Below are 26,255 nucleotides of genomic sequence, written 5' to 3' on the forward strand. Positions count from 1 at the left end.
TCGGAGTCGGTTCCTGCCCGTCAGCACCACGCCTGGGATGCTCTTGGTGGGCGTAGATCCACCAAGAGCATCCCCGTCCGACGTCGGCTACCCGGCGGTCGGTCCGTATGCCGCGACGAACGTGAAGTAGCTCGCAGCGTCGTTCGTGTTCGCGTTGTTGCCGCCGAGCGTGACGGAGTCACCTGCGCCGACGCCCTTCGAGAAGAGCACCATGTTCGCGAGCGACCCGTCCGCCACGATCGCGCGCAGGTCGGTCTCCTCGAAGCCCTGGGCGGCGACCCACTCGGGCCACCAGGTCCCACGACCGCGTGCGTCCAACGCCACGTAGACCACGGAGTCCTTCTCGACGGAGAACTCGAGGTAGTCCGTGCCGCCGGACACGCGCTTGTCGTCGTTGGCTCCCGGGATCAGGACCGCGCCCTCCAACGCCTCCGGATAGCTCGCGAGCGGGTAGGTGCGGTCGGAGTACGGCATCACGCCGTCCTCGACCGGCCGCACCGCCTGCAGCTTCGCGGGGGCGACGACAGTGACATCCGTCGTCTCGATCGACATGGCGTCCACATCGATCGTGAACGGATCACCGGCGACCGTGACCCGCAGGCCGCTCGCGGGGTCGTCGAACTGCGCCTCCACGCTCAACTGCAGCGTGCCGTACGCGCCGCCCGAGCGGATGACGCGCCACGTGGCCGCGACGGTCTCGCCCGGGTCGAGCGACTCGACGCCGGTGTCGGTGAGTGCCTCGGCGGTCCACCCGTCGGGAAGACGCGGGGCGAGCACGAGGTCCTCGACCGGAGCCGAACCCGCGACGCCCTCGTGTGCGAAGTTCGCCGTCACGTCGACTGATCCGCCCATCTGCGGACCGACGAACGGCTCGACGGCGACCGAGACCGGTGTGCGCTGGACCTGGAGGTGGTATACGACCGTCTGGATGTCGAGGCCATGGCTGAGGTTCACCGCCACGTAGTGCCGGTCGCGGTACCAGTGCTGATCGTCGTCGAGCGTGATCGGTGCGGTCGTGAAGGTGCCGTCCGCCTCGATGGTCGCCGCGATCGGGGACGTGTCGCGGTCGACGTAGACCCGCAGCTGTCCCTGCTCCGGGAAGTCCGGATGATCGGCGAGATCGACCTTCCCTGTGATGGTGACCACGTCCCCCGGGACCGTGTGCACCTGGCCCGGCGCCGATGCGTCGGCCGCCGTGATCGAGATCGGCTCGACGCCCGGCACCGCGACAGCGGTCTCGTCGAGGAGGTCCAGCGGCGTGGTGTCGTACGTCGAGATCGCCCCCGTCGAGCGATTCACGAACGCCGCGTCCTCGACCACGAAGTCCGCGATGAACTTGTTGCGGTTGAATGCCGCCGCCGGATTCTGCGTGGAGTGCAGCACGAGGTCGCGCACGTGCACGTTCGCGACCGGAGACCGGGACACGGAGCTGGAGAAGCGGAACATCTGCGGGTTCCGGGAGGCGGGGAGGAGCTCCTCCGACGTCGAGATCCGGTCGAACCAGACGTTCCGGATCGTCGGGTCGAACGCATCGGCGTGCTCGAGGGACACCGTCTCCGGGTAGTCCGCATCGAACTCGACGATGGTCCAGTTGACGTTCTCGAAGACGCTGTCGCGCGCGTACCAGTTCTCGATCCCGCCACCGCGGTTCGAGTTCGTCTTCAGCTTGAACCCCATGATCAGGCCGTCACCGCCGAAGATCAGGTCGTGGGCGAACACGTCGCGGATGCCACCGGACATCTCGCTGCCCGCCGACACCCCTGCCGAGTTGCCGCCGTCGTTCCGGAACTCGCTGTTCCGGATGATCACGCCACTCGTCGGTTCGCGATGCTCGCGTCCGTTGGTGTTGCGACCCGCCTTGAGCGCGACGCCGTCATCGCTCACCGTGACGTGTACGTCCTCGATGACGACGTTGGTCGTGGACTCCGGGTCGATGCCGTCGTCGTTGTTCCAGCCGGACGCCTGGTACCCGGTCGTCTTGTTGCTGTAGATGTCGATGCCACGGACGAGCACGTTCTCCGAGTTCATCGGATGCACCTGCCAGAACGGCGCGTTCCGGAGCTTCACGCCCTCGATCAGGATGTTGCTCGAGTGGTTCGGCTCGATGAAGTGCGGCCGGAACGACGACGTGAGCACCGTGGCATCCGCCGGTGTGTCGATCTGCACCACCTCACCGTCGCGGATCACGGGGATCGTCGCCGGCCGCGACCCGTCGTCGGTGAAGATGCGCGTCTCGACCGGGGTGTCGTCGAAGTTCATCTGGGTGAGGACGCCCTGCTGGCCGTAGTCCGCGTCCAGCGAGCGATCCTCGACGTCGAGTTCGCCCCAGTACCCCTTCTTCCACGGACGCCAGTTCCACATGTCCTCCTGGGCGTCGAGGGTTCCTCCGCCGGTGACGGCGATGTTCTCCTGCCCGAGCGCTCGGATGAACGACGCGAAGTTGTAGATGTCCGTGCCCTCGTAGCTCGTGAGCGTGACCGGGTAGTACTCGTTGGTCTTGTTGCGCATGAACTTGACGGTGGCATCCTCCTCGATGAGCAGGTTGACGTCGCTGAGCAGGTTGATCGACCCCGAGTAGTACGCCTCGTCGGCGTTCTCCGACTCACCGGCGGGGATGCGGACCGTGCCGCCACCCGCGGACGAGCAGTCCTCGATCGCCGCGTTGATCGCGTCGCCGTAGTACCAGACGGTGCGCTCGCGGTAGACGAGCGGGGAACCCGTGTCGGCCGCGGAGCCGGACTCGTTCCCGTCGGCGTACACCTCGGTCGCCTCGCGCACCTGGTCCGCGTAGTCGTCGTCGGTGATGACGCACTCCCGCTGCGGGAACGTCGGCGTGCCGGCGTTCACCGCGCTGTCGATCTCGTCGTACCGCGCGGCATCCCAGTACTCGCCGTCCGCCGCCTCGGCATCCGGGTCATGGATGGCGACGGCGTACGAGCCCGTCGCCTTCCCGTTCTCCGCCGTCACGCCGAGCCGGTCGCCCTCGAGGACGGTGCCGATGCGTTCCGCGCCCGCGCCGTCGAGCACGACCCGGACCTGGTCCGACCCGTCCGATGCGCGCAGTTCACCGAGTATCGACGCGGCCGAGCTCCCCGGCTCGACGGTGATCGTCTTCGTGCCGACGTTGCGCACGGCTGACGTCTCGTCGGCCGCGATCACCACCGTGCCGGTCGACAGGCCCTCGATCGCGGGGTCGTCGATCGGGCCCACCAGGTGCCACGCGTCGCGCTTCTTCGCGGCGCCCGGCTCCTGGTTGCGGGTCCACCACTTCGCCTCCCAGACGTTCCCGTCGTGCACTGCACGGTCACCGGCGAGGTACACCCACGACGCCGTCCACTCGCGGATCATGCCGTGCGAGGTCTCGACCTCGGCACCGATCTCCATCCACGAGCCGTACGGGTCGCCGGGGACCTGGTTCCGGGTCCACCACTGGGCCACCCAGGTGGAACCGCCGAACTGCACCTCGTCACCGGTGAGGTAGACGAGCGAGGGGTCCCACTCGGGGATCGGCGCCTCGTCGACGGACACGTCGACGGACGTCGCGAGCGACAGGTCGTCGGGGTTGGCGACAGCTTCGGGGAGCGTGACGAGGCCGTCGACCGTGAACTGCTGCGCCGCCTCCGAGGCCGGCTCGTACGAGCTGTCCTCGACGTTCCACGCGACGTCCGCCTCCACGGTGCCGGTGGTCGTCTCGACGACGACCTGCTCGGGGAGTCCCAGCGCCACCGCGGTCTTCTCGGTGCCGTTCGGCACGCCGGTGATCGCATCTGGTGCCTGGACGGCGACGAATCGCGCCTCCTCGGGCTCCGCCTCGGTGATGGTCACGTCGTCGAAGCTCCACGTGCTGCCGTTCGCGCCGACGCCCGCGTACCCGTAGCGGTAGGTGGAGTCCTCGGCCTCGATGATCGGTGTGTCCTGGTGGTCGATGTACACCTGGATGAGGTCACCGTCGGTGACGACCTTCAGGTGATGGGGAATGCTCCAGTCGGTGTCGACCTGGGCGGTCCCCAACCGGGTGATGCTGGATCCCGCACGGTCGAGCTCGATGAGCCCGCCGTGGTTCCACGCGACGAAGTAGCCGCTGTGGTTGATGGTGTCGCTCTGCCGCGCCTTCCGGAACAGCAGCGCCGCCCAGTTCTGGCCCGACCCGTAGGAGATGTCGGCCTCGTAGGTCGCGTCCTCCCAGATCTTGTCGCTGATGGTCGACTGGTAGCGCCAGGAGTTGCTGCCGGAGCCTGCGGACTGGGTGTACCGGCCGTCGGCGGCCGACCACGAGCCGGTTCCCGGCGTCCAGTCGCCCGCTCCGTCGGCGAAGTCGTCGAAGAAGTCGCCCCCGGTGTCGAGGTCCATCGTCAGGTCGAGAGCGGTCGTCTCACCCTTGGCGACGGCGACGTCCGCGACCTCGAGGGGGACGTAGTGCTCCTTCTCGGCGGTAAGGGCGTAGCTGCCCGACAGCGCGTTCTCGATCACGTACGCGCCGTCGCCGTCGGTCGTGGCCGAGTAGCCGCCGCCGCCGGAGGCGATCGCGACCTCGACACCGGAGACGGCATCGCCGTCGCTCGTCGTGATGCGTCCGTGGATGTTGCCGACGTCGTCGGACACCTCGATCGTGAACGGCTCGCTGGTGACCCCGTTGTAGGTCGCGGTGACGCCCACGAAGCCGACGTCGACGGGCGAGAGCATGCTGCCGTCGAGCGTCGCCGACGATCCGCCGGTCGCGATGTTCCACTCCACCGCGGCGGCGTCCATGCCGTGCGGCTTGCCCTGGGCGTCGCGCCCCGCGACCAACAGGTTCTCCAGGTCGTACCCGGTGCCGCCGATGGCGAGCAGCGGTGCGTCACCCGAGAGCTCGAGCGAGGCGAGCGCGTTCGCCGCCTGCTCCTGCTCGTCGGACGTGTAGTAGCGCAGGCTGACGTCCACGCCGGGGTCGTCGAACGATGCGGGGTCGATCTCGGTGGTCGCGGGCGCCTGGTTCACGCCGACGTAGCCCATCGGGTGGTAGCCGCCCTCGGTGTAGTTCTCCATCGCGAACCGCAGGCTCGGCACGTCGCCGCCCGGGTCGAGCACCGCGAGCTGGACGACGTAGTCCTTCGTCGGGAGGGTGTCGGGAACGGTGAACGTCCCGGACTCGGTGTGCGGCTCCGGCGCGGTCTCGTAGTCGAGCACGCCGTTGCTCCAGTTGCCGTCCTTCCGGCCGTTGAACGACGCGAAGCCGCTGCCGGGCTGCCACTCGGTGATGTGGACGTCCTCGAACGTGTCGGCCCAGACCACCTCGTCGGTGTCGGGGTCGCGCAGGCTCACCTGCACGGGCCAGTCGTAGTACATCGGTGCCGAACCCGTGTTGGTGACGGTGAAGGAGACGTCGAAGGGGTCACCGGGCACGACCTGCTCCGGGTAGCTGAACTCCGACATGACGTACCGGTAGCCGAGCTCGCGCTGGATGACCTCGGCGCGGGAGTCGATGAGCGCCTTGTTCTCCAGGTAGGCCTCGCGACCCCCGGTGGCGTCGTCAGCCGTCCACCGAGAGCCGTAGCTGTAGTCGCCGACCCATGTCAGGTACGTGGCGTGGGTGTCGCGGATGGTGTTGGCGGTGTTGTGGGTGAGGTCCTCGTCGAGGTAGGTCTCCCGCACCAGCGACCCGTGGATCACGGCACCGGCGTAGTCGTAGGCCGGCTCGCCGCCGATCGCCTTCGTCGCCCAGTTGTCGGCGGTGTTCCGGTTGCCGATCGTGTCGTTGTAGTGACCGAACTGATCGGGGTTCTCCCACTGCCCGGTGTGGTGGTACCGCACCTGCACCTGCTTGTTCTGGAAGTACTCGCTGAAGTATTGCTCGATGTGCTCGGGCTCGGCGGTGCCGTGCTGCTCGCCCCACGTGCCGAAGACGCCCATCTGGATGTAGGCGACGCGGGGGTCGTCGTCCCACAGCTCGGCGAGGCGCTGCACCATGCGCTCGAGGCGGGCGTCGAACTCCGCACTTCGGAAGTCGCCGTCGGCGAGGTCGTCGGGCCAGTGGTCGCCGCCGAGCCCGTAGAACGACCCGGTGTTCCCCGACGTCTCCGCCGGGAAGCGCAGGTAGAGCCGCGGGATGACCTTGATGTTGTACTCCTCGTAGGAGCGCCAGACGCCGTCCGCGTCCTTGCCGCGCCAACGCTGGTCGAGGTAGTCCGCGATCTTGTCGATCGAGTCGCTCTCGTCGTTCTCCAGGTGGTCCCACGGGATGTACGTCATCGCCAGCGAGCCCCACGGCATGTAGTCCAGGGTCTGGTCCTCGGGGCTGGCGGGGTCCGTGGTGTTGACGAAGAAGTCCTTCTCCGACATCCCCATGAGTGGGTTCTTGATCGCCCCCGCATATTCGGTCGGGTTGACGACGGCGATGCCGGGTTCGACCTCCTCGGCGACGGCGGCGGGAGCCACCACCGCGGACAGGAGGAGTGCGCCGAGCGCGCTCCAGGCGGCGGTACTGCGGGCACGGATGCTCATGAGCGTCCTTTCATCGTTGAAGGGTCGTGCGGAGGGTGTTGCGTCGGTCGGTTCGGTCAGCCCTTGATCGCGCCGCTGGTCATGCCGGCGACGATCTGGCGGTTGAAGAAGATGAACATGATGAGCGGGGGGATCGTGATGAGCAGGATGTCCATGAAGAGGAGGTTCCACTGGTTCAGCGACTGGCTCTGGAAGTTGTAGAGCGTGAGCTGCACGGTCGCGTTCTCCTCGCCGGGGAGGAAGTAGAGCGGGCCGACGAAGTCGTTGAAGACGGTCACCGCCTGGACCACGATCACGGTGACGATGACGGGCTTCAGCAGCGGCAGCACCACGGTGAAGAACAGCCGCAGGGGCCCGGCGCCGTCGATGATCGCGGCCTCGTCGAGCTCCCTGGGGATCGTGGCCACGAATGCCCGGAACAGGAGGATGCAGAAGGAGAGGCCGAAGGTCGCCTCGATGAGGATCATCCCGGTCATGGTCTTGAAGAGCCCGATGCCCTGGAGCACCCAGATCGTCGGAACGACCGCGGGCGGGACGATCAGTCCGGCCAGCACGAAGAAATTGATGACGTGGTTCCAGCGCGAGGGGCGGCGCTGGAGGACGTATCCGACCATGGCGGCGAAGACCACCATGATCGCGACGCTGATGACCGTGAGCGTGATGCTGTTCACGAAGGCGCGGGCGAGCACGTAGTCGCGCGCCTCCCAGACCGCGATGAAGTTCTCCCACAGGAACCACCCCTGCTGCGGCAGCGAGAACTGGAGCAGCGAGGCCTCCTGTGGCGACTTCGCCGCGGTGAGGAAGATGAACGCGAAGGGGACGATGAAGACGACAACGGATGCCACGATCGCCGCGATCCCGATGAGATAGCGCTGCGAGAACCGGCGCAGTGACATGGGCCGTCGTGCGGGGCGAGTGGCCGCGCCGTCCGCCGTGGTGAGGGTTCGAGTGAGCGTCATGCTTCCACCTGCCGGCGGTTGAGGATGTAGAAGATCGGGACGATGATCGCGGTGACGACGAGGAAGAGCACCACGTTGCCCGCGGTCGAGAGGCCGTAGAACCCTGCCTGGTACTGCTTGTAGATCACCGAGGCGATGACATCGCTGGTGAAGCCCGGCCCGCCCTTGGTCATGGCCCAGATCAGTTCGAACGAGCGCAGGCCACCGATCAGCGAGAGCAGGATGACCGTCGCGGTGGCGGGCTGCACGAGCGGCAGGGTGATGTTGCGGAAGCGGCTCCAGGCACCGGCGCCGTCCATCTTCGCGGCCTCGTAGTACTCCTGGGGGATCGCGACGAGGCCCGCGATGAAGATCAGCGTGGCGATGCCGACGCCCTTCCACACGTCCACGAGCGCCACCGAGAACAGCGCCCAGGCCGGGTCGGTGAGCCAGGCCGGCCCGTCGATGCCGATGACGGCGAGCGCCTGGTTGATGAGCCCGTCGAACGGGTCCATCAGCACCTTGAAGGTGATGCCGACGCCGATCGTGGAGACGAGCACCGGGAAGAACATGGTCGCCCGCAGGTAGCCGCGTCCGAGAAGCGGAATGGTGAGCAGCAGCGCCAAGGCGAGTCCGAGCACGACCTTCAGCGCGGAGGTCGTGAACCCGTAGACGAAGGTGTTCGTGAAGCCCTGCACGAGCATGGGCTCGTTGAAGAACGCGACGAAGTTGTCGAAGCCGATGAACTCGACGTCGAACAGGGTCCAGCGGGTGAGGCTGAAGTAGAACGACGCGAAGGTCGGGATGGCGAAGAGCACGATGTACAGCGCCGCGGTCGGGATGTAGAACCAGCTCGGGTAGTGGCTCTTCATCCGTCGCCGACGGGCTCGTGCCGACGTCCTCGGCGCGTCCGGCGCCTGCTCCGGTGCCCGCGCGGGGGCCGGAGGCGTCGCAACGGTGGTCATGCGATCTCCCTCGTCGTCGTGGGGTGGGGTCGCGCCGCCCGTCGAGCGGCGCGACCCCGAGGCATCCGGCTGCCTACCAGCCCTCGATGCCCAGCTGCTGGGCCTGCTTCTTCACGTCCTCGTCGTAGAGGGCGGCGCCGTCCTCGGCCGAGCGGATGCCCGAGCCGACCTCGACCGCGAAGTTCTCGAGGCTCGGTCCCTTGATCGGGGAGAGGAACTCGAGGGCGGGTGCGGTCGCACCGGTGTCGAAGTAGGACTGGATCTCCGCGACCATCGGCGCCGAGTCCGCCGGGACCTCGCAGTTGCTGGTCACGAACGGACCGGCCGCCGTGCCCTGCGCGTTCTGGATCTCGCAGCCCTGCTCGGAGTTGATGAACGCCACGAGCTGCTTCGCCGCTTCGAGCTCTGCACCCTCGGTCGTGTTGGGGATGTAGACCGCGTTCGGCTGCCAGACGGTCAGCGCGGTGTTCGCCGCGTCGTCGGCCGGCAGGGCGAAGATGCCCACGTCGCCGACCGCGTCGGGAAGGTTCTGCTGGATGTTCGGGAGCGCCGCGCCCGAGAGCATCGGGTACATCGCTGCGGTGCCCTCGCCGACCGCGCGGATCGCCTCGTCGTTGGTCGCCGAGGCGAAGTCCTCGTTGAGCAGACCGGCGTCGTGGACCTCCTGCAGGTGCTGGAAGCCGGCGAGCGCGGGCTGGTCGGCGTACTTCGCGGCGTTCGCGGTGTAGTCGTCGGCCCAGTCGGGGTCGGCGGTGTTCACGTTGGCGAAGTCGGCCAGGATGAACAGCTGGCTCGTCCAGGTGTCACCGAAGGCCTGCTGGACGGGAACGACCCCGTCGCCCTCGGCCTTGATCTGCTCCGCCACCTCGAGGAACTCGGACCAGTCGGTCGGCACCTCGAGCCCGAGCGACTCGAAGACGGGCTTGTTGTAGATCACGCCGCCGGCCTGCGAGGTGCTGACCGGCGCGCCGTAGAGTCCGTCATCGGTCGAGACGACGCGCTTGAAGTCGTCGGTGAGGCTGTCGACCCACTCCTCGTCGGAGAGGTCCACGAGCGTCTGGCTGGGGTTCAGCGCCTGCAGGAGCGAACCGCTGTTGTAGTAGAAGACCTCGGGCATCTCGCCGGTCGCGAGCTTGGTCTTGATCAGGTTGTCGCCCTCGGTGCCGCCGGGCTGCGCCTCGTGCGTGACGGTGATCTCGGGGTACTCGGCCTGGAAGGCCTCGATCATCCCGGTCGCGAGGTTCACGGTGACCTCGTCGTTCGGCGTCAGCCAGGTGATCTCGACGGTGCCGTCGGATGAGGCGCCGCCGCCGTCGGTCGCGCATGCCGCGAGCGATCCGGTGATGAGGGCCGCGCTCGCGAGGGCGATGCCCGTGCGCAGCAGTCGGGTGCGTGAGTGCATTGCTTACCTCCTTGTAAGAAGTTCGGTACTTGGTGCTCGAGTGGAACCGCCGACCCTCGGGTTGATGATCAAATGAACCGTTCCATTTCGATCGCTGACGCTAGCACCCGACGACCGATCGGTCAACTGTGAGCCGATCAAGTCTGCGTTTTGGCGCCTCAATGCGACGGCCCACTCCTGAGACCTCATGGATCGGCTCATTTGACACGGACTCGTGGAGCACGCATTATGAAACCGTTCATTTGCGTGTTCATCATCCACGCACCGGTCGCGATCCGTCGAAGGAGATGCATGAGCACGACCGCCACGGTGACGAGCCTGCGCCCGGAGTACGGGGGACTCGGTCGATGGACTCCGACCGCGCGCCCGCGCCTGAGCTGGAAGACCACGACCGCCGCCCGCGGGTGGGTGCAGAACGCCGCCCAGGTCGCCGTCCTCCGAGATGGCGTCGAGCACGTCCACGGGTTGCACGGGAGCGACTCCGTGCTGGTCGCCTGGCCGTTCGCACCGCTCGCAGCCCGTGAACAGGTGCAGGTGCGCGTCCGGGTGCACGGCACCGACGGCTGGTCCGACTGGAGCGATCGCGTGGAGCTGGCAGGCGCGTTCCTGCCCGACGGCGAGTGGTCCGCGCAGATGATCGGCGCCCCGGAGGGCCCGCCGAAGCAGCCGGCGCTGCTGCACCGCGAGTTCACCCTGAGCCGGCCGGTCGCGCGAGCGACCCTGTACGCGACCGCGCGAGGTGCCTACCAGGTCAGCGTGAACGGCGTCGCCGTCGACGACCAGGAGTTCAAGCCCGGCTGGACGAGCTACCGCTGGCGGCTCGTCCACGACACGACGGATGTCACGCAGATGCTCGCCGACGGGCCGAACGCGATCGGCATCGAGCTCGCCGGCGCCTGGTTCACCGAGAGCTACGTCTCGACCACGCCGGGCCGCGGGCACTTCGGCGACCACCCGTCCGTCGCCGCCCAGCTCGTCATCGAGTACGCCGACGGCACCGCCGAGACGGTGGCCACCGACCACGCGTGGTCGTGCACGACGCGCGGCCCGCTCCTGACGAGCGGGATCTACCACGGCGAAGACTACGACGCACGACGCGATCTGGACGACTGGGCGCGTCCGGGCCTCGACGCCTCGTCCCCGGACTGGACGCCGGCTCGGGTCTTCGACGACCGTGCGCCCGTGCCCGTGGCACGGACCGGGCCGCCCGTACGGGCCACCGCGAAGCTCCCGGTGGCGGAGGTCCTCACGACTCCAGCAGGGCGGGTCGTCCTCGACTTCGGCCAGAACCTCGTCGGCCGTGTCCGCTTCCGGGTCCGGGGTCCGCGCGGCACCCGCATCACCCTCCGCCACGCCGAGGTGCTCGAGCACGGCGAGCTCGGCACCCGACCCCTGCGCGGTGCACGGGCGACCGACACGTACACGCTCGCCGGCCACGAGGGCGGCGAGGTGTCGGAACCGCGCTTCACGTTCCACGGCTTCCGCTACGTCGAGGTCGAGGGATGGCCGGGCGACGTCTCCCCGCACGACTTCACGGCCGTCGTGCTCGGTTCGGACATGGAACGCACCGGCTGGTTCGAGAGCTCGAATCCGCTGCTCGACCGCTTCCACGAGAACGCCGTGTGGGGCATGCGGGGCAACTTCCTGTCGGTGCCGATGGACTGCCCGCAGCGCGATGAACGGCTCGGCTGGACGGGGGACATCCTCGCCTTCGGGCCCGCCGCCACCTTCCTCTACGAGTGCAACGGCTTCCTCGCGTCGTGGCTCGAGGACGTATGGATCGAGCAGGCGCAGAACGGCGGCGTCCCGCCGTTCGTCGTGCCCAGCGTGCTCGAACTCGATCCCGCCGCCGCGTGGGGCGATGTCGTGACCGTCCTGCCCACGGTGCTGCGCGAGCGGTTCGCCGACACCACCCTGCTCCGCCGCGCGTACCCGGGGATGCGCGCCTGGTGCGGCCGGATCCTTGCGCTCGCCGGCGACAACCATCTCTGGGAGGACGGGTTCCAGTTCGGTGACTGGCTCGATCCGGATGCCTCCCCGGACCACCCCGGCGACGGCAAGACCGACCCGGACCTCGTCGCCACCGCGTTCCTGCACCTCTCCCTGCGCCTGACCGCCGACGCCGCGCTCGAGTGCGGCCTCGATCGCGACGCCGACCGGTACCGCGAGCAAGCCCGTGCGGTGCGGTCCGCCTTCCTCACGACGTTCTCAACCGCCCGTGGGCGCCTCATGTCGGACTCCCCCGCCGCGTACGCCATCGCGATCGCATTCGGCCTCCACGCCGACGAGCGCCAGCGACTCGACTTCGGCGACCGGCTCGCGCACCTGACCCGCGCGGGCGGCTACCGGATCCGCACCGGCTTCGTCGGCACGCCCCTGATCCAGGATGCCCTCACGGACACGGGTCACGCGGCGGCGGCCGCGCGCCTCATGCTCCAGACGGAGCACCCGTCGTGGCTCCACCCGGTGACCCTCGGCGCGACGACGATCTGGGAGCGGTGGGACTCGATGCGCGACGACGGCAGCATCAACCCCGGCGAGATGACCTCGTTCAACCACTACGCCCTCGGTGCCGTCGTCGACTGGATGCATCGCCGGTTGGCCGGTCTCGCGCCTGCGGAGCCCGGGTACCGCACGCTCCGGATCGCGCCGCTCGTCATCGACGGGCTCGACCACGCCCGTGCCGCCCACGAGACCCCGTACGGCCGGGCCGAAGCCGGGTGGACCCGCGCAGGGGACGACGTGACCGTGACCGTGGTCGTGCCGCCGAACGCCATTGCCGAGGTGCTGCTCCCCGACGGCCGGAGCGCACGCGTCGGATCCGGTACCTCCGCATGGACCGTTCGCGTCGCTGGCGCGAATGACGAGTCGCCACGCCTGCACCTCGACAGCCCCCTCAGCGAATTGATCGACGACTCCGAGGCGTACCAGTACGTGCGGCGGGTCGTCGAGGCACACGCTCCCGGCGAGCTGGACGAGTACGTGCACCACACCAAGTGGACGCCGGGTCGTCGCATCCGCGACGCCTTCCGCTACGCGCCGCTCGACTTCGTCGACACTCTGGGCGACGCGCTCCGACGGTTCCGCGCAACGGACGACGCGATTCGCACGGACATCGCGACGGTGGAATCGGCCCGCACGACGGGTCCCGTACCTGCGATGCTGGAGACCTCATGAACGCGAAGATCGGCATCCGCGAGGTCGCGGCGCACGCGGGCGTCTCCCTCGGCACGGTCTCCAACGTGCTCAACGGTCTGCCGAGCGTGACCCCGCGCAACGCGGACAAGGTCCGTCGCGCGATGGACGAGCTCGGGTTCGTGCCGAACGCCAACGCGCGCCAGTTGCGCGCGAGCAAGACCAACTCGATCGGCATGGTCGTGCTCAACATCGCCAACCCCTTCTTCGCCGAGGTCGCGCACGACGCCCAGGGCGTCGCGGAGTCGCACGGCACGGACATCGTCATCGCCAGCAGCGACCAGGAGCAGTCGCGCGAGGACCGCTACCTCGGCATGTTCGAGGAATCGCGCGTACGCGGCCTCATCGTCGCACCGGTCAACGGCGTCACCCAGCGGATGCAGCAGGTGGCCGCGCGTGGAACGCCGATCGTGCTGCTCGACGAGCACGTCGATGCCGCACGCTTCTGCTCGGTCTCGCTCGACGGCACGGTCGGCGGCTACACCGCCGCTCGACACCTCATCGACCTCGGGCGCCGGCGCCTGGGCTTCGTCGGCGGGCCACTGCTGCAGGTGGCCGACCGCGTCAGCGGCGTGGGCAAGGCCATCGCAGAGTCGCCCGGCGCGATCCTGGCCATGTTCGAGACCCCGGACCTGACGGTCGAGCAGGGCCGCGCCGCTGCCCACCGCATCGCCGCCCTGCCGGAGCGCGACCGCCCCGACGGCGTGTTCGCGGGCAATGACCTCGTCGCGCTCGGGCTCCTGCAGGGGCTCGCCGAGCAGGGCATCTCGGTTCCCGACGACATCGCCCTCGTCGGCTACGACGACATCGACTACGCCCGCACCGCGGCCATCCCGCTCACATCGATCGCGCAGCCGCACTCCCGCATCGCCGAGGAGGCGATCCGACTCCTCCTCGAGGAGGAATCGGACTCCGGCGGCGCCCATCAGCATCAGGAGGTCCGCCTCACGCCCGAGCTCGTCGTTCGCGCGAGCACGGTCTCGCGACCGACCCCTCGGTGACGCTCGCCGACACCCCGCCAATGCACGGTGACGAGGGGATCGTCATCCTGGCCGCTAGCCCGAACGGGCAAGTGTAAGCCCGATCTGGGCTCGCCGCCGTCCGCAGTCCGCGTGCTGCCGAGGCGCCGCAGCAGGTCGGACAGCCGCTGTCCACCCCCTGCCGATTCTCGGGTTCGCGGAGTAGCTTCGCGCTGATGACCTCCCCAGGACCCGTCGACACGGCGCACGCCGCCGGCGACGAACCACTGCTCGACGGGCGCTACCGCGTCGGGCCGCTGCTCGGCCGTGGCGGTATGGCCGCCGTGCACCGCGCCGACGACGTCATGCTCGGCCGCACGGTCGCGGTCAAGCTCTTCGACGCGGTCGCCGGCGGCATCGACGACGCGCAGCGCCGCGAGTCCGAGATCGCGCTGCTCGCAAGCGTCACCCACGCCCACCTCGTCACGTTGTACGACGCCGGCACCGACGTGGCCACCGGCCGCGAGTACATCGCCATGGAACTCGTCGACGGCGTCGACCTCGCGACGGAGCTGCAGTCGGGCCCGCTCGCGGCCGACGACGCCGCGCGCCTGCTCACCGACATCGGCGAGGCCCTGCACGTGATCCACGGGCGCGGCATCGTGCACCGCGATGTGAAGCCGGCCAACGTCCTGCTCGACCGCACCGCGCTGCCCCCGCGTCGCTGGCACGCGAAGCTGGCCGACTTCGGCATCGCGCGGCTCACGGATTCGTCGCGCGTGACGAGCACGGGCGCACTCGTCGGCACGGCCGCATTCCTCAGCCCCGAGCAGGTGCGCGGCGAGGTGCCCGGCCCGCCGAGCGATGTCTACGCGCTCGGCCTCGTGGTGCTCGAGGCGCTCACGGGCACGCGCGCCTACCCCGGCGACGCGCTCGAGTCGGCCGCGGCGCGGCTGCAGCGCGATCCGGTGGTGCCCGACGAGCTCGGCGATGAGTGGGTGGCGTTGCTGCGGTCGATGACCGCGCGCGAGCCCGCCGGGCGGCCGTCGGCGGCCGAGGTGGCACAGGCGGGCTCGGCCCTGGCATCGTCGATCGCCGAACGCGCGGACGCGGTGGCCGACCCGACGGGGAACCCACCTGCCGGGGGCGGTGCGGATGCCACTGAGGCCCAGCCGCTCCCGACGACGGCGATGGCTTCGACGACGGATGCCACGCGCACACCTGCCACCGACGACCCGATCGCCACGCGGGCGCTCCCGCCGATCGCGGGCGAACCGGATGCGGCGTCGCGGCGACCCGCGCGCGGTCGGCGCCGCAGGCGGCAGCTGCGACCGTTCCTCTGGGCGGGTGTCGCCGCCGCGGTCGTCCTGGTCGGTGTGGTCTCCGCCCTCGTCCTGACCCGGCCGGCGCCCGAGGCGACGCCCGCAGCGCCGGACCTCCCCGCGATCGAGGGCGATCTGGGCGTGCACCTCGAGCACCTGATGGACACGGTGACGCCATGACCCGGATGCACGCACGCGGCGTGGCCGCATTCCTGGCGACCGGTGCGCTGGTCTGGGTGCTCGCGGGCTGCGCGCCCACCCCCGCCCTCGACTCGGCGACCGGCGAGACACTCCAGACCGGGGTCGTCGAGATCGCCGCGCGCGCCGACGCGGGCGACCTGAGCGGGGCGCTCGCCGAACTCGACCTGTTCGAGGAGGAGCTCGCCGCGGCGGCCGATACGGGGAGCATCGACGCCGAGCGCGAAGCCGAGGTGCGCGAGGCCATCGCGATGGTGCGCGCCGACCTCGAGTCCGCGCTCGCCGAGCAGGAGGCGGCCGAGGCGGATGCGGCCGCCGAGGAGTCGGCGGACGCCGAGCCCGCGAGCGGCGACGGGGACTCCGGCCAGGGCGCCGCCACCGAGCCCGACGTCAGCGGGCCCGACGACGGCGAGTCCGGCAACAGCGGGCCCGGCAACAACAACGGCAACGGCAACGGGAACAGCGGTTCCGGCAACAACAACGGCAACGGGAACGGGAACGGCAACGGCAACGGATGAGTTCGCCCCGGCTGCGCAGGTGCACGTCGACGGTTAACCTCGAACGGTGACGTCCGAGACCGAGGAGCCGGAGGGCGCTGCGGATCCGGCCACGACACCCCTGCCGGCGCAGGACGCCGCCGGTGCGGAGGCGGACGCCCCGACGCAGCTGCTGCCCGGGTTCTGGACCGAGGGCATGGACGAGCCACCGGCGGCCGACCCCGCCGCTGCGGCCGGCGCCGCGACCCGTCGCGAGGCGCGTTCGGGCGAGCGCCGCCGACGCGCACTCGTGGTCTGGGGGCGGCGGCCGGCGTCGCGCTGCTGGTCGTCGTGGGCTCGATCCTCGCCGTGCCCGCGCTGATCGGTTCGGTCGGCATCTCCGAGGCCGAGGGCGTGCGGGGGACGATCGGCAGTTCGGGATCCGTCCCGACCCCGACGCCCGAACCCACTGCGGAGGACGAGCCGGCCGGCGATCAGGCAGAGGCGCCGTCGGACGGACCCACCGAGCCGACGGACGACCCCGCGGATGCCGACACCGACCCGAGCACGGGCACGGGCACCGGCGGCGACGCCGGCACCGGCGGTACGGGCGACACCGGCGGCGCCACCGGCGGCTCGGGCGGGGGAACGACCGATCCCACCCCCACCACGGCGCCGGACGAACCGGCCGACGACGAACCGGGCAACAACGGCAACGGCAACGGGTGGGGGCCCGGCGGCAACCCCGACAAGGGCAACGGCGGCGGCTGAGTCGGCACCGCTCCGGGCGCGCGATCCGCGTCAGCCCAGGTCGACCTCCACCTCGTGCCGCAGGTCGCCGCGCGAGAACCCCACCTGCACGGTCAGCGAGCCGGTCGGATGCCGCATGGCGCCGCCTGAACGCGTCGCCAGCGCCGCGGTGTCGACCTCGACCGCGACCGTGCGCCGCTCGCCCGGTTCGAGTCGCACCGCCGCGAAGCCGGCGAACGCGAGCGTCTCGCCGTGCGCGGGCCGCGCGTAGAGCTGCACCACGGCCTTGCCGCCCCGATCGGGACCGCACGTCAGGTCGACGTGCACCGAGCGACCGACAACGCGCGCCCCGGGGCTGCCGATCGTCGCGTAGCCGAGGCCGTGCCCGAACCAGTAGGCGGGCTCCGCACCGACCCGCTCGAAGCCGCGGTACCCCACGTCGACGCCCTCGAGCAGCTCGAGCACGCCGTCGGCGTCGACGCGCGACTGCGGCAGCCCGGCCCGGCCGGCCGGCCACGTCACCGGCAGCCGCCCACCGGGCTCGTCACGCCCCGACAGCACGCGCGCGAGCGCCGGGGCGAACCGCTCTCCGCCGTGCCCGACGTGCAGGAGCGCCGACACCCGGTCGCGCCACGGCGCGTCGATCGGGCCCGAGCCGTGCGTCACGACCACGACCGGGCGGCCGGTCGCGACGGCCGCGGCGATGAGGTCCTCCTGGCCGGCGGGCAGGCGCAGCCCGTCGGAGTCCATGCCGGCACCGGTGGCGCGGCCCGCGAGTACCACGACGGCATCGGCAGCGGATGCCGCCTGCGACACCGCCCGCACCGCGGGCTCCCACGGCGTCACGCCGAGCGACAGGTGCGGCACCATGCCGATGGGCGGCAGCACGAACGCCGGCCCGCTGCGGTACCGCACCACCAGCATCCGCTCGCGGTCGGATGCCGGGATCGCGACGCGCAGGACGAACGCGGGCCCAGCCAGCAGCGGCGAGGCCTCGCGCACCCCCGACGCGACGACCTCCCCGTCGAGCAGCACGTCGGCCACGCCAGCGAACTCGAGCGCCGCGACGGCGGGCCCGAGCTGCGGCGGCAGCACCGCCGTCAGCTCCGCGCTCCAGGGCGCATCGGGGTCGTCCGGATCGGTCGTGAGCCGGGCAGCGTCGAGGTCGAACTCGCGGCGCCCCGAGGCATCCGTCACCACCGCCTCGAGACCCACGCAGTCCTCGGCACGCAGGGCCGGCAGCGGCACGTCGGGCAGGCCGCCCGCGTGCGACGACACGAGGAGACCCTCGGCGGCGAGGCACGCGTCGAGGTCGGGCAGCCGCCCATCGTCGAGCGCGACACCCGCCGACCCGCCCACCACGAGCCGGTGGCGCACCTCCTCGCCGCCGATGAGCGCGATGCGCGTGCCGCGCGCGAACGGCAGCACCCCGTCGTTGCGCAGCAGGGTCGCCCCCTCGACGGCGATCGTCTCGGCGGTGTCGAGCGCCGCCGGCGTACCGAGACCCGACGCATCGACTCCCCGGTCGCCGGACGCAGCCCGACCTGATCGGCCGCGGCACGCACGTGCGCGCCGATGCCGGCGACGAGTTCGTCTGACGCGGCCGACACCATCGCGGGGGTGCGCTCGGCGAGCGGCGGCGGGCCGGGCAGGTCGATCGCCGGCAGATCGATACCTGCGGCGAGCGCCGCCTCGGCATCACGCACTGCGAAGAGGAAGTCGGGCATCAGCGCACCGGCGAATCCCCATTCGGTGCGCGGCACCCGCAGCAGTTCGGGCGACTGGCTGCAGTACTCCCCGTTGACGCGCACATACGAGGCGAGCAGCATTGCGACCCCGTGGTCCTGCACCGCCCGGCGGAACGGCTCGAGGTGCACCTCGTGCAGCGCGCGCTCGTCGATGCGCACGTCGCGTGCGTCGGTGCGCGCACCGTACGGCCCGTCGCCGGTGCGGAGGGTCTCGCGGTCGTGGGCGGCGAAGTGCTTCCCGACGGCGATCGCACCGTACGCGTGCACTCCGCGTGCGATGCGCCCGCCGAGCGCACCGACGAGCAGCGGCGCCTCGCCCAGGCACTCGCCGTTCCGCCCGCCGTGCGGGTCCCGCACCACGTCGAGCACGGGCCCCAGCAGCACGTTGCAGCCGGCCGCGCGCAGCTCCGCGCCGAGCACGTCGCCGTACCGTTCGGCGAGCTCGGTGTCGAAGGTCGCCGCGAGCGTGATGCCGCTCGGCAGTGCGGTGGCGCCCTCGACCCCGCGGATGCCGCAGGGCCCGTCGGCGTACACGAACGGCGTCAGGCCGCCGCCGGCGAAGTCGTTCAGTGCGAGTCGGCGATCCTCATCGATGCTCACGGGCACCTCCCGGTTCCGGACAGCGTAGCGACCGGATGCCGCGGTCCGCACGCCCCCGAACAGGCGGCGAGCGGGCTCAGCCGCGCCCGGTGAACCGCTCCATCGAGGAGTACACGCCGAACCCGTCGCCGATGACACGGTCGAACACGCGCACCGGCAGCACGGCCCGCAGCACGCGCGAGAGCCCGACGCTCCACGGCAGCTGGACGAGCGGGCGGCCTGCGATCATGCCCTTCCAGACCCGATCCACCACGACGACGGGCGCGAGCACCGGCGCGAGCAGCGGACCGCGGGCACCGGCGAACATGCCGGTCGACACGTAGCTCGGCGTGACGGTGGTCACTCGTACGTGGTCGTGACCGGCCTGCTCCAACTCGATGCGCAGCGAGTCGCTCCAGCCGATGACCGCCGCCTTCGACGCCGCGTAGACCGCCATGCGCGGGTTCGCGAGCGTGCCCGCCGCCGACGCGATGTTCACGATGCGCGCCGGGCGCCGGGACGCGATCATGCCGGGCAGGAACTCGCGGGCGATGTACATGGGCGCGAGCGTGTTCACCCGCATGGTCGCGCGGGTGTCGTCGCCCGAGTCGGTCTCCCAGAAGTAGCGGTTGCCGCGCACGATGCCGGCGTTGTTCACGAGCACGTCCGGCGTGCCCGCTGCCCGGCGCACCTGGTGCGCGGCCTTCGCGATCGCGCCCAGGTCGCCGACGTCGACCACGTACGAGCGCACCTGCGTGCGACCGCGCGCGACGGCCCCGAGCTCGCGCGCCGTCTGGGCGAGGGCGGCCGAGTCGCGGTCCCAGAGGGTGACGGATGCGGCGCGTTCCGCGATCGCTCGCGCGGCGTACATGCGCCCCATGCCGCCCGCGGCTCCGGTGATGAGGATGTGGGCTCCGCGCGCGGTTCGAGGCATCCCCCATTCTGCCGCCGGATCGGTGCACCGGGCGCGCCCGCGACGACGAGGCATCCGCCGCATACCCCTGGCGTGTGTTACGTCGTGTTCCGGGCCGGCCTGACACGGGCGGGCCCCGCGTCTACCTTCGAAGATGTCCCGATCAACGACCTGCGGAGCCACACCATGAGCACCTCGACCGTCGCACCGATCGCCGGTCTCGGCGAGGTGCCCAACCACGCGTACGGCGTGCGGTTCGACGACCTCGGCCGGGCGTTCCCGGCGGCGGGAGGCGAGCAGCGCCAGGTGCTCCGCGACGTCGAGATCGAGGTCGAGCCGGGCGAGATCCTGGCGATCCTGGGGCCGAGCGGATGCGGCAAGTCGACGCTGCTCCGCATCGCCGGCGGGCTCGACGCGCCGACGTCCGGTTCCGTGACCATCGACGGCGTTCCCGTCGACCGCTACGACGCCCGCTGCGCCGTCGGCTTCCAGGAGCCGCGGCTGCTCCCCTGGCGCAGCGTCGCCGCGAACATCGCGCTCGGCCTGCCCCGCGGCACCGCCAAGGCCGAGGGCCGCGCGGTCGTCGAGCGCCTGATCGAACTGGTCGGCCTGGCCGACTTCGCCGACCACCGCCCGCGCGAGATCTCGGGCGGCATGGCGCAGCGCACCTCGCTCGCCCGTGCGCTCGCGCGCAACCCCGGCGTGCTGCTGCTCGACGAGCCGTTCGGCGCACTCGACGCGCTCACGCGCCTGAAGATGCAGGACCTCCTGCTCGACGTGCACGCGGCCGCCCCGACCACGGTGCTGCTCGTCACGCATGACGTCGACGAGGCGCTCCAGCTCGCCGACCGCATCATCCTGCTCGGCAACGACGGCGGTGCCCCCGGCGCCGACATCCGCCAGACCGTCGTCGTGCCGGGCCACCGCCCGCGCGACCGCGGCTCGGCCGAGCTCGCAGAACTCCGCGGCCGTCTCCTCGACGGCCTCGGCATCGACCGCCACGGCTCGGCCCGCGGCGTCGAGGTCACGAAGACCATCCCGCACTACCCCTACTGACCCGCACCACCCCACCGACCGGCGATGGAGCCGCGGGCGATCCCCGCTGCATCCGGCCGAGACGACCACACAGCACACCTGCACCCAGAGAAGGAAGCACCCCCATGGCACGCACGAAACTCCTGACCCTCGCGGCTGCGGCCGCGGCATCCGCCCTGCTGCTCACCGGCTGCGTCGCGGGCGAGAACAGCGGCTCCTCCAGCGAGGGCACCGGCGACGGCTTCGAGGGCCAGAGCCTGAACATCGACTTCGCGACCTACAACCCGCTGAGCCTCATCATCAAGGACCAGGGCTGGCTCGAGGCCGAGGGCCTCGACGTCACGTGGATCCAGTCCGCCGGCTCGAACAAGGCCAACGAGGCGCTCCGCGCGGGCGCCATCGACGTCGGCTCGACCGCCGGTTCGGCCGCGCTGCTCGCCCGCGCCAACGGCTCGACCATCAAGCTCGTCGACATCTACTCGCAGCCCGAGTGGTCGGCGCTGGTCACCCTGCCCGACAACGGCATCTCGAGCGTCGAGGACCTCGTCGGCAAGAAGGTCGCCGCGACCAAGGGCACCGACCCGTACTTCTTCCTGCTCCAGTCGCTCGAGGCCGAGGGCGTCTCGATCGACGACATCACGGTCGAGAACGTGCAGCACGCCGACGGCTGGGCCGCGCTCCAGAACGGCTCGGTCGACGCGTGGGCGGGCCTCGACCCGATCATGGCCGGTGCCGAGGTCGACGGCGCGGAGCTGTTCTACCGCAACGTCGACTTCAACTCCTACGGTGCGCTGAACGCCACCGAGGACTTCATCGAGAACCGTCCCGAGCTGCTCCAGCTCGTGATCGACGCCTACGAGTCGGCACGCGTCTGGGCGCAGGAGAACCCGGAGGAGACCGCCGAGATCCTCGCCGAGGTCGCGAGCCTCGACGTGTCGATCGCGCAGAAGGTCATCGACGAGCGTTCGAACCTCGACGTCTCGGGCATCCCCGGCGACGCGCAGCTCGACCTGTTCGCGAAGATCGGCCCGGTGTTCGTCGAGCTCGGCGACGTCGCCTCGCAGGACCAGGTCGACGAGGCACTCGCCACGCTGATCGACGCGTCCTTCGCCGAGGCCGCCGACTCGAGCCGCTTCGGCGGCTGACGCCAGCTGGCATCCTGAGGAGCGCCGAGCGATGACCACCACGACGACGACCGACCGGGCACGACCGGACGACCGCGACGGGGAGCGTCATCGCTCGGCGCATCCGCGCACCACCCCCGAACCCACCACGACCACGACCGCGAGGAGCGCCGGCATGACACAGCAGACGACGGATGCCCCGAGCCGGCCCGCGCCCGCAGCCGCGCGCCCCGCTGCGCCGACGCTCGGCCGCCGACTCGTCGACCGCAAGTGGTTCGTGATCGTCGGCGGGGCGATCATCCCCGTCATCGTGCTGCTCACCTGGCACCTGGTGTCGGAGAACGGCATCGTCCCGACCTCCCAGCTGCCGAGCCCGACGATGGTCTGGCTCGCGCTCATCGACCTCATCGAGCGCGGCCTGTTCTGGCAGTACGTCGCGATCTCGACCCAGCGCGTGCTCATCGGCTTCGCGATCGGCGCGACGCTCGGCCTGCTGTTCGGCGCGATCGTCGGCCTGTCGAAGCTCGGCGACATCCTGCTCACCCCGACCCTCGGCGCCCTGCGCGCCGTGCCCAGCCTCGCCTGGCTGCCGCTGCTGATCCTCTGGCTGAAGCTCGGCGAGGAGTCGAAGATCACGCTGATCATCATCGGCTCGTTCTTCCCCGTCTACACCGTCGTCGCGAGCGCGCTGCGCCACGTCGACCGGCAGCTCATCGAGGCCGCCCGCGCGTTCGGCCTGCACGGCACGCGCCTGTTCGGCACCGTGCAGCTGCCCGCCGTCATCCCCGAGACCATCGCGGGCCTGCGCCTCGCGCTCGCCCAGGCGTGGCTGTTCCTCGTCGCCGCCGAACTGCTCGGCGCGTCGATGGGGCTCGGCTTCCTGTTGACCGACTCGACGAACACGGGCCGACTCGACCGCACGTTCCTCGCGATCATCCTGCTCGCCGTGATCGGCAAGCTCTCCGACTCGCTCATCGGCGTGTTCGAGCGCTGGGCCGTGCGCCGGTGGACCTGATCGCCGCACCCGCACCACGCACCGACAGGACCCGCATGACCCTCGACGCCCTGCTCCACGAGGAGCGTCGCTTCGCGCCCCCGCACCGTTCGCCGACGCGGCGAACGTGACCGCCGCCCACGCCGACGCGCTCCACGCCGCGGCCGCCGCCGACCCCGTCGCGTACTGGGCCGAGCAGGCCGCGCGCCTCGACTGGGCGGAGCCCTGGCACACGACGCACACGTGGCATCCGGCCGCCCCGACCGCCGACGGCGGGCTGACCGTGCCCCGCGCCGAGTGGTTCGCGGGCGGGCGCCTGAACGTCGCCGTGAACTGCGTCGACCGCCACGTGGCCGCGGGTCGAGGGGAGAAGGTCGCGTTCCACTTCGAGGGCGAGCGCGGCGACCGCCGCACCCTCACCTACGCCGACCTCGAGCGCGAGGTGAAGCGCGCGGCGAACGCCCTCACCGCGCTGGGCGTCGAGCGCGGCGACCGCGTCGTGCTCTACCTGCCGGTCATTCCCGAGACCGTGATCATCACGCTCGCGATCGCGCGCATCGGCGCCGTGCACTCGCTCGTGTTCGGCGGGTTCTCGGCCGAGGCGCTGCGCTTCCGCGTCGAGGACACGGGCGCGAAGCTCGTCGTGACGACCGACGGGCAGTTCCGCCGCGGGGCCGCCGTGCCCGTGAAGCACGCTGCCGACGAGGCGGTCGCCGGCGTGGCATCCGTCGAGCACCTGCTGGTCGTGCGCCGCACCGGCGACGAGACGCCCGACGTGCCGTGGACCGCCGGCCGCGACGTCTGGTGGCACGACGTCGTCGACACCGCGTCGGCCGAGCACGAGGCCGAGGCGTTCGACGCCGAGACGCCGCTGTTCGTGATCTACACCTCGGGCACGACCGGCAAGCCGAAGGGGCTCGTGCACACCTCGGGCGGGTACCTCACCCACGCGTCGGCGACCCACTGGGCGGTGTTCGACGCGAAGCCCGACGACGTCTACTGGTGCACCGCCGACCTCGCGTGGGTGACCGCGCACTCGTACGTGCTCTACGGCCCGCTCTCGAACGGCATCACGAGCGTCATCTACGAGGGCACGCCGAACACGCCGCATCCGGCCCGCCACTTCGAGATCATCGAGCGCTACGGCGTCACGACCTACTACACGGCGCCGACGCTGGTGCGCTCGCTCATGACCTGGTTCCCCGAGGGGGTGCCGGCAGAGCACGACCTGTCCAGCATCCGCCTGCTCGGCTCGGTGGGCGAGGCGATCAACCCCGAGGCGTGGGTGTGGTTCCGCGAGCAGCTCGGCGCCGGCACCGCGCCGATCGTCGACACCTGGTGGCAGTCCGAGACCGGCGCCGCCGTCATGGCGCCGCTGCCCGGCGTCTCGACGCTGAAGCCCGGCTCGTCGCTGCGCGCGCTGCCGGGCCTGCGCACGCGCGTGGTCGACGACCGCGGCGACGACGTGCCCCGCGGCTCGGGCGGCTACCTCGTGATCGACGGCACCTGGCCGGGCATGGCCCGTACGGTGTGGGGCGACCCCGAGCGGTATCGCGACTCGTACTGGGCGCGCTTCGCCGATCGCGGCTACTTCTTCTCGGGCGACGGCGCGAAGGTCGACGCCGACGGCGACATCTGGCTGCTCGGCCGCGTCGACGACGTCATCAACGTGTCGGGCCACCGACTCTCGACCATCGAGATCGAGTCGGCGCTGGTCGCGCACCCCTCGGTCGGCGAGGCCGGGGTGGTCGGGGTGTCGGATCCCACGACGGGCGAGGCGGTCGCGGCCTTCGTGGTCGCCTCCGACGGGCTGACGGGCGGGGCGGATGCCTCCCCCGAGGCATCCGCTCGCATCGCCGCGCTGCGGGCGCATGTCGCCGCAGCGATTGGCCCGATCGCGAAGCCGCGCGACGTCGTGCTCGTGCCCGACCTGCCGAAGACCCGCTCGGGCAAGATCATGCGCCGCCTGCTGGTCGACCTCGCCGAGGGCCGCCCGCTCGGCGACACCACGTCGCTGCAGGACGAGGCCGCGCCGGCCCGCATCGCGGAGCTGCTCGCCCGCTGAGAGGCGGCCACGAGCTGGTTCGTGTACATCTGAGATGTGCAGATGTACACTTCGGGCATGTTCAACGTCAGCGTCGCGGACGCCCGCAGCCACCTCTCCGACGTGATCAAGCGATCGCAGCGCGAGGCGGTCGTCATCGAGCGACGCGGTCGGCGCGCCGCGGTCGTGGTGAGCCCCGAGCAGTACGACCGCATGCTCGAGGCGCTCGAGGACGCCGAGGACGCCGCCGCCTTCGACGAGGCGATGGCGGAAGAGGGCGAGAACATCCCGTGGGACCAGGTCAAGCAGGACCTGGGCTGGGAGTCGTGACCTACCGGATCGAGCTCCGGCCCGCCGCCGTCCGCGCACTGAAGCGCGTCGACCACCAGGACCGCGACCGCATCCGCGGCGCGATCGCCCTGCTCGGCACCGACCCCCGACCACCCGGGGCGAAGGCGCTTCGCGGCCGGGATGGGCTCCGCGTGCGCGTGGGCGACTACCGGATCATCTACACGATCCGTGACGACGTACTGCTCGTGGTCGTCGTCACCCTCGGTCACCGCCGCGACGTCTACGACCGCTGAGCCAGCTCACGCGTCGGAGTCGCCTCGTCGGCCTCGGCGTCCGGGGCATCCGACGCGGCGGGCTCGTCGTCGTCCCAGACGTAGTCGTCGGCCGCGTCGGCCTCGTCGACCGGCACAGGCTCCACGGCCGCGCCGCGCAGCGCGCCGAAGCCGACGAGCACCGCGAGTGCGGAGATCGCGACGACGGTGCCGATGATGCCGGCGCCGAGCACGGCCGCCCAGACGACGACCCACGACTGCCCGCCGTACACGTCGGCCGCGGTCGCGGCGCCCGTGTCGAGCGCGGTCGTGAGGGCGCCCATGGTGCGCGCGGTCATCAGCGCGCCGTACGCCAGCACGGCGATCGAGCCGGCGAGGCCGATCAGCGGCAGCGCGAGCTTCGCGGGGGACACGGGGCGTGCGGGGGTTGCGGACATGCGGGAACCTCGGCTCTCTCGGGGACTGTTGCGGCCACGGTAGGCAGCGATCCCATGAGCGGGCTATGCCTCGCACCGGCGCCCGCTGTGAGTCCGCGCGCTCCCTGCACGGAGCACGGGCACCCACCGCCTC

At 71.0% G+C, this 26,255-nt stretch carries 19 protein-coding genes and 1 pseudogene; 12 read left to right on the forward strand and 8 right to left on the reverse strand.

Annotated elements, in window-relative coordinates:
* Positions 1-87: 87 nt before the first annotated feature.
* The 4 genes from QUE38_RS06820 to QUE38_RS06835 form a co-directional block, all read right to left on the reverse strand.
* Positions 88-6,480, reverse strand: coding sequence for a DUF4832 domain-containing protein (locus QUE38_RS06820; protein WP_286310964.1), 6,393 nt, complete (start codon positions 6,478-6,480; stop codon positions 88-90).
* Between the two features lie 56 nt (positions 6,481-6,536).
* Positions 6,537-7,376, reverse strand: coding sequence for a carbohydrate ABC transporter permease (locus QUE38_RS06825; RefSeq protein ID WP_286311696.1), 840 nt, complete (start codon positions 7,374-7,376; stop codon positions 6,537-6,539).
* Between the two features lie 59 nt (positions 7,377-7,435).
* Complete coding sequence (locus tag QUE38_RS06830) at positions 7,436-8,383, reverse strand: carbohydrate ABC transporter permease (protein ID WP_433996953.1); 948 nt, start codon at positions 8,381-8,383, stop codon at positions 7,436-7,438.
* A gap of 73 nt (positions 8,384-8,456) precedes the next feature.
* Positions 8,457-9,785, reverse strand: coding sequence for an ABC transporter substrate-binding protein (locus tag QUE38_RS06835; protein WP_286310969.1), 1,329 nt, complete (start codon positions 9,783-9,785; stop codon positions 8,457-8,459).
* Positions 9,786-10,076: 291 nt separating this feature from the next.
* Here QUE38_RS06835 and QUE38_RS06840 point away from each other — a divergent pair, with 291 nt between their 5' ends.
* From QUE38_RS06840 to QUE38_RS06865, 6 genes are all read left to right on the forward strand, one after another.
* The gene (locus tag QUE38_RS06840) at positions 10,077-12,962 is read left to right on the forward strand and encodes an alpha-L-rhamnosidase (RefSeq protein WP_286310970.1); all 2,886 of its coding nucleotides are present in this window, start codon (positions 10,077-10,079) and stop codon (positions 12,960-12,962) included.
* Positions 12,959-13,981 (forward strand): LacI family DNA-binding transcriptional regulator, encoded by a 1,023-nt coding sequence (locus tag QUE38_RS06845; protein WP_286310973.1) that lies wholly within the window; start codon positions 12,959-12,961, stop codon positions 13,979-13,981. Before QUE38_RS06840 ends, QUE38_RS06845 begins: the two co-directional genes overlap by 4 nt.
* Positions 13,982-14,175: 194 nt before the next feature.
* Positions 14,176-15,441, forward strand: a complete 1,266-nt coding sequence (locus QUE38_RS06850) for a serine/threonine-protein kinase (RefSeq protein ID WP_286310975.1) — start codon at positions 14,176-14,178, stop codon at positions 15,439-15,441.
* Positions 15,438-15,977 (forward strand): hypothetical protein, encoded by a 540-nt coding sequence (locus tag QUE38_RS06855; RefSeq protein ID WP_286310976.1) that lies wholly within the window; start codon positions 15,438-15,440, stop codon positions 15,975-15,977. Before QUE38_RS06850 ends, QUE38_RS06855 begins: the two co-directional genes overlap by 4 nt.
* 46 nt (positions 15,978-16,023) lie before the next feature.
* Positions 16,024-16,317 (forward strand): hypothetical protein, encoded by a 294-nt coding sequence (locus QUE38_RS06860; protein WP_286310978.1) that lies wholly within the window; start codon positions 16,024-16,026, stop codon positions 16,315-16,317.
* Entirely contained in the window at positions 16,287-16,706 is a 420-nt protein-coding gene (locus QUE38_RS06865) for a hypothetical protein (protein ID WP_286310979.1), read from the forward strand. Before QUE38_RS06860 ends, QUE38_RS06865 begins: the two co-directional genes overlap by 31 nt.
* A gap of 30 nt (positions 16,707-16,736) precedes the next feature.
* On the opposite strand, the gene QUE38_RS06870 is transcribed toward QUE38_RS06865, so the two are convergent.
* The 3 genes and pseudogenes from QUE38_RS06870 to QUE38_RS06880 form a co-directional block, all read right to left on the reverse strand.
* Positions 16,737-18,113 (reverse strand): glycoside hydrolase family 3 C-terminal domain-containing protein, encoded by a 1,377-nt coding sequence (locus QUE38_RS06870; RefSeq protein WP_286310981.1) that lies wholly within the window; start codon positions 18,111-18,113, stop codon positions 16,737-16,739.
* Between the two features lie 299 nt (positions 18,114-18,412).
* Positions 18,413-19,171 (reverse strand): annotated as a pseudogene (locus QUE38_RS06875) (glycoside hydrolase family 3 N-terminal domain-containing protein); the annotation flags it as partial.
* Positions 19,110-19,946 carry an SDR family NAD(P)-dependent oxidoreductase gene (locus QUE38_RS06880; protein ID WP_286310983.1) on the reverse strand — a complete coding sequence of 279 codons (837 nt, stop codon included), beginning with the start codon at positions 19,944-19,946 and terminating at the stop codon, positions 19,110-19,112. The gene QUE38_RS06880 and the pseudogene QUE38_RS06875, both read right to left, overlap by 62 nt.
* Positions 19,947-20,111: 165 nt before the next feature.
* Between QUE38_RS06880 and QUE38_RS06885 the strand changes: the two genes are divergently transcribed.
* The 6 genes from QUE38_RS06885 to QUE38_RS06910 all read left to right on the forward strand — a co-directional run bounded on the left by QUE38_RS06885 (position 20,112) and on the right by QUE38_RS06910 (position 25,706).
* A complete protein-coding gene (locus tag QUE38_RS06885; protein WP_286310986.1) occupies positions 20,112-20,981 on the forward strand; it encodes an ABC transporter ATP-binding protein in 870 nt (289 codons plus the stop codon).
* A gap of 104 nt (positions 20,982-21,085) precedes the next feature.
* On the forward strand, positions 21,086-22,105 hold the full coding sequence (locus QUE38_RS06890) for an aliphatic sulfonate ABC transporter substrate-binding protein (protein ID WP_286310988.1): 1,020 nt from the start codon (positions 21,086-21,088) through the stop codon (positions 22,103-22,105).
* Between the two features lie 154 nt (positions 22,106-22,259).
* A complete protein-coding gene (locus QUE38_RS06895; RefSeq protein ID WP_433996968.1) occupies positions 22,260-23,099 on the forward strand; it encodes an ABC transporter permease in 840 nt (279 codons plus the stop codon).
* 106 nt (positions 23,100-23,205) lie between these two features.
* Positions 23,206-25,143 carry an acetate--CoA ligase gene (gene acs, locus QUE38_RS06900; protein WP_286310992.1) on the forward strand — a complete coding sequence of 646 codons (1,938 nt, stop codon included), beginning with the start codon at positions 23,206-23,208 and terminating at the stop codon, positions 25,141-25,143.
* A 57-nt stretch (positions 25,144-25,200) separates the two neighbouring features.
* Positions 25,201-25,452: a type II toxin-antitoxin system Phd/YefM family antitoxin gene (locus tag QUE38_RS06905; RefSeq protein WP_286310994.1), complete on the forward strand. Its 252-nt coding sequence runs from the start codon at positions 25,201-25,203 to the stop codon at positions 25,450-25,452.
* Positions 25,449-25,706 carry a type II toxin-antitoxin system RelE family toxin gene (locus QUE38_RS06910; protein ID WP_286310996.1) on the forward strand — a complete coding sequence of 86 codons (258 nt, stop codon included), beginning with the start codon at positions 25,449-25,451 and terminating at the stop codon, positions 25,704-25,706. Before QUE38_RS06905 ends, QUE38_RS06910 begins: the two co-directional genes overlap by 4 nt.
* On the opposite strand, the gene QUE38_RS06915 is transcribed toward QUE38_RS06910, so the two are convergent.
* A complete protein-coding gene (locus tag QUE38_RS06915) occupies positions 25,694-26,122 on the reverse strand; it encodes a hypothetical protein (RefSeq protein WP_286310998.1) in 429 nt (142 codons plus the stop codon). The genes QUE38_RS06910 and QUE38_RS06915 overlap by 13 nt on opposite strands.
* Between the last annotated feature and the right edge of the window lie 133 nt (positions 26,123-26,255).

It is taken from the genome of Agromyces mangrovi (assembly GCF_030296695.1).
Lineage (GTDB): Bacteria > Actinomycetota > Actinomycetes > Actinomycetales > Microbacteriaceae > Agromyces > Agromyces mangrovi.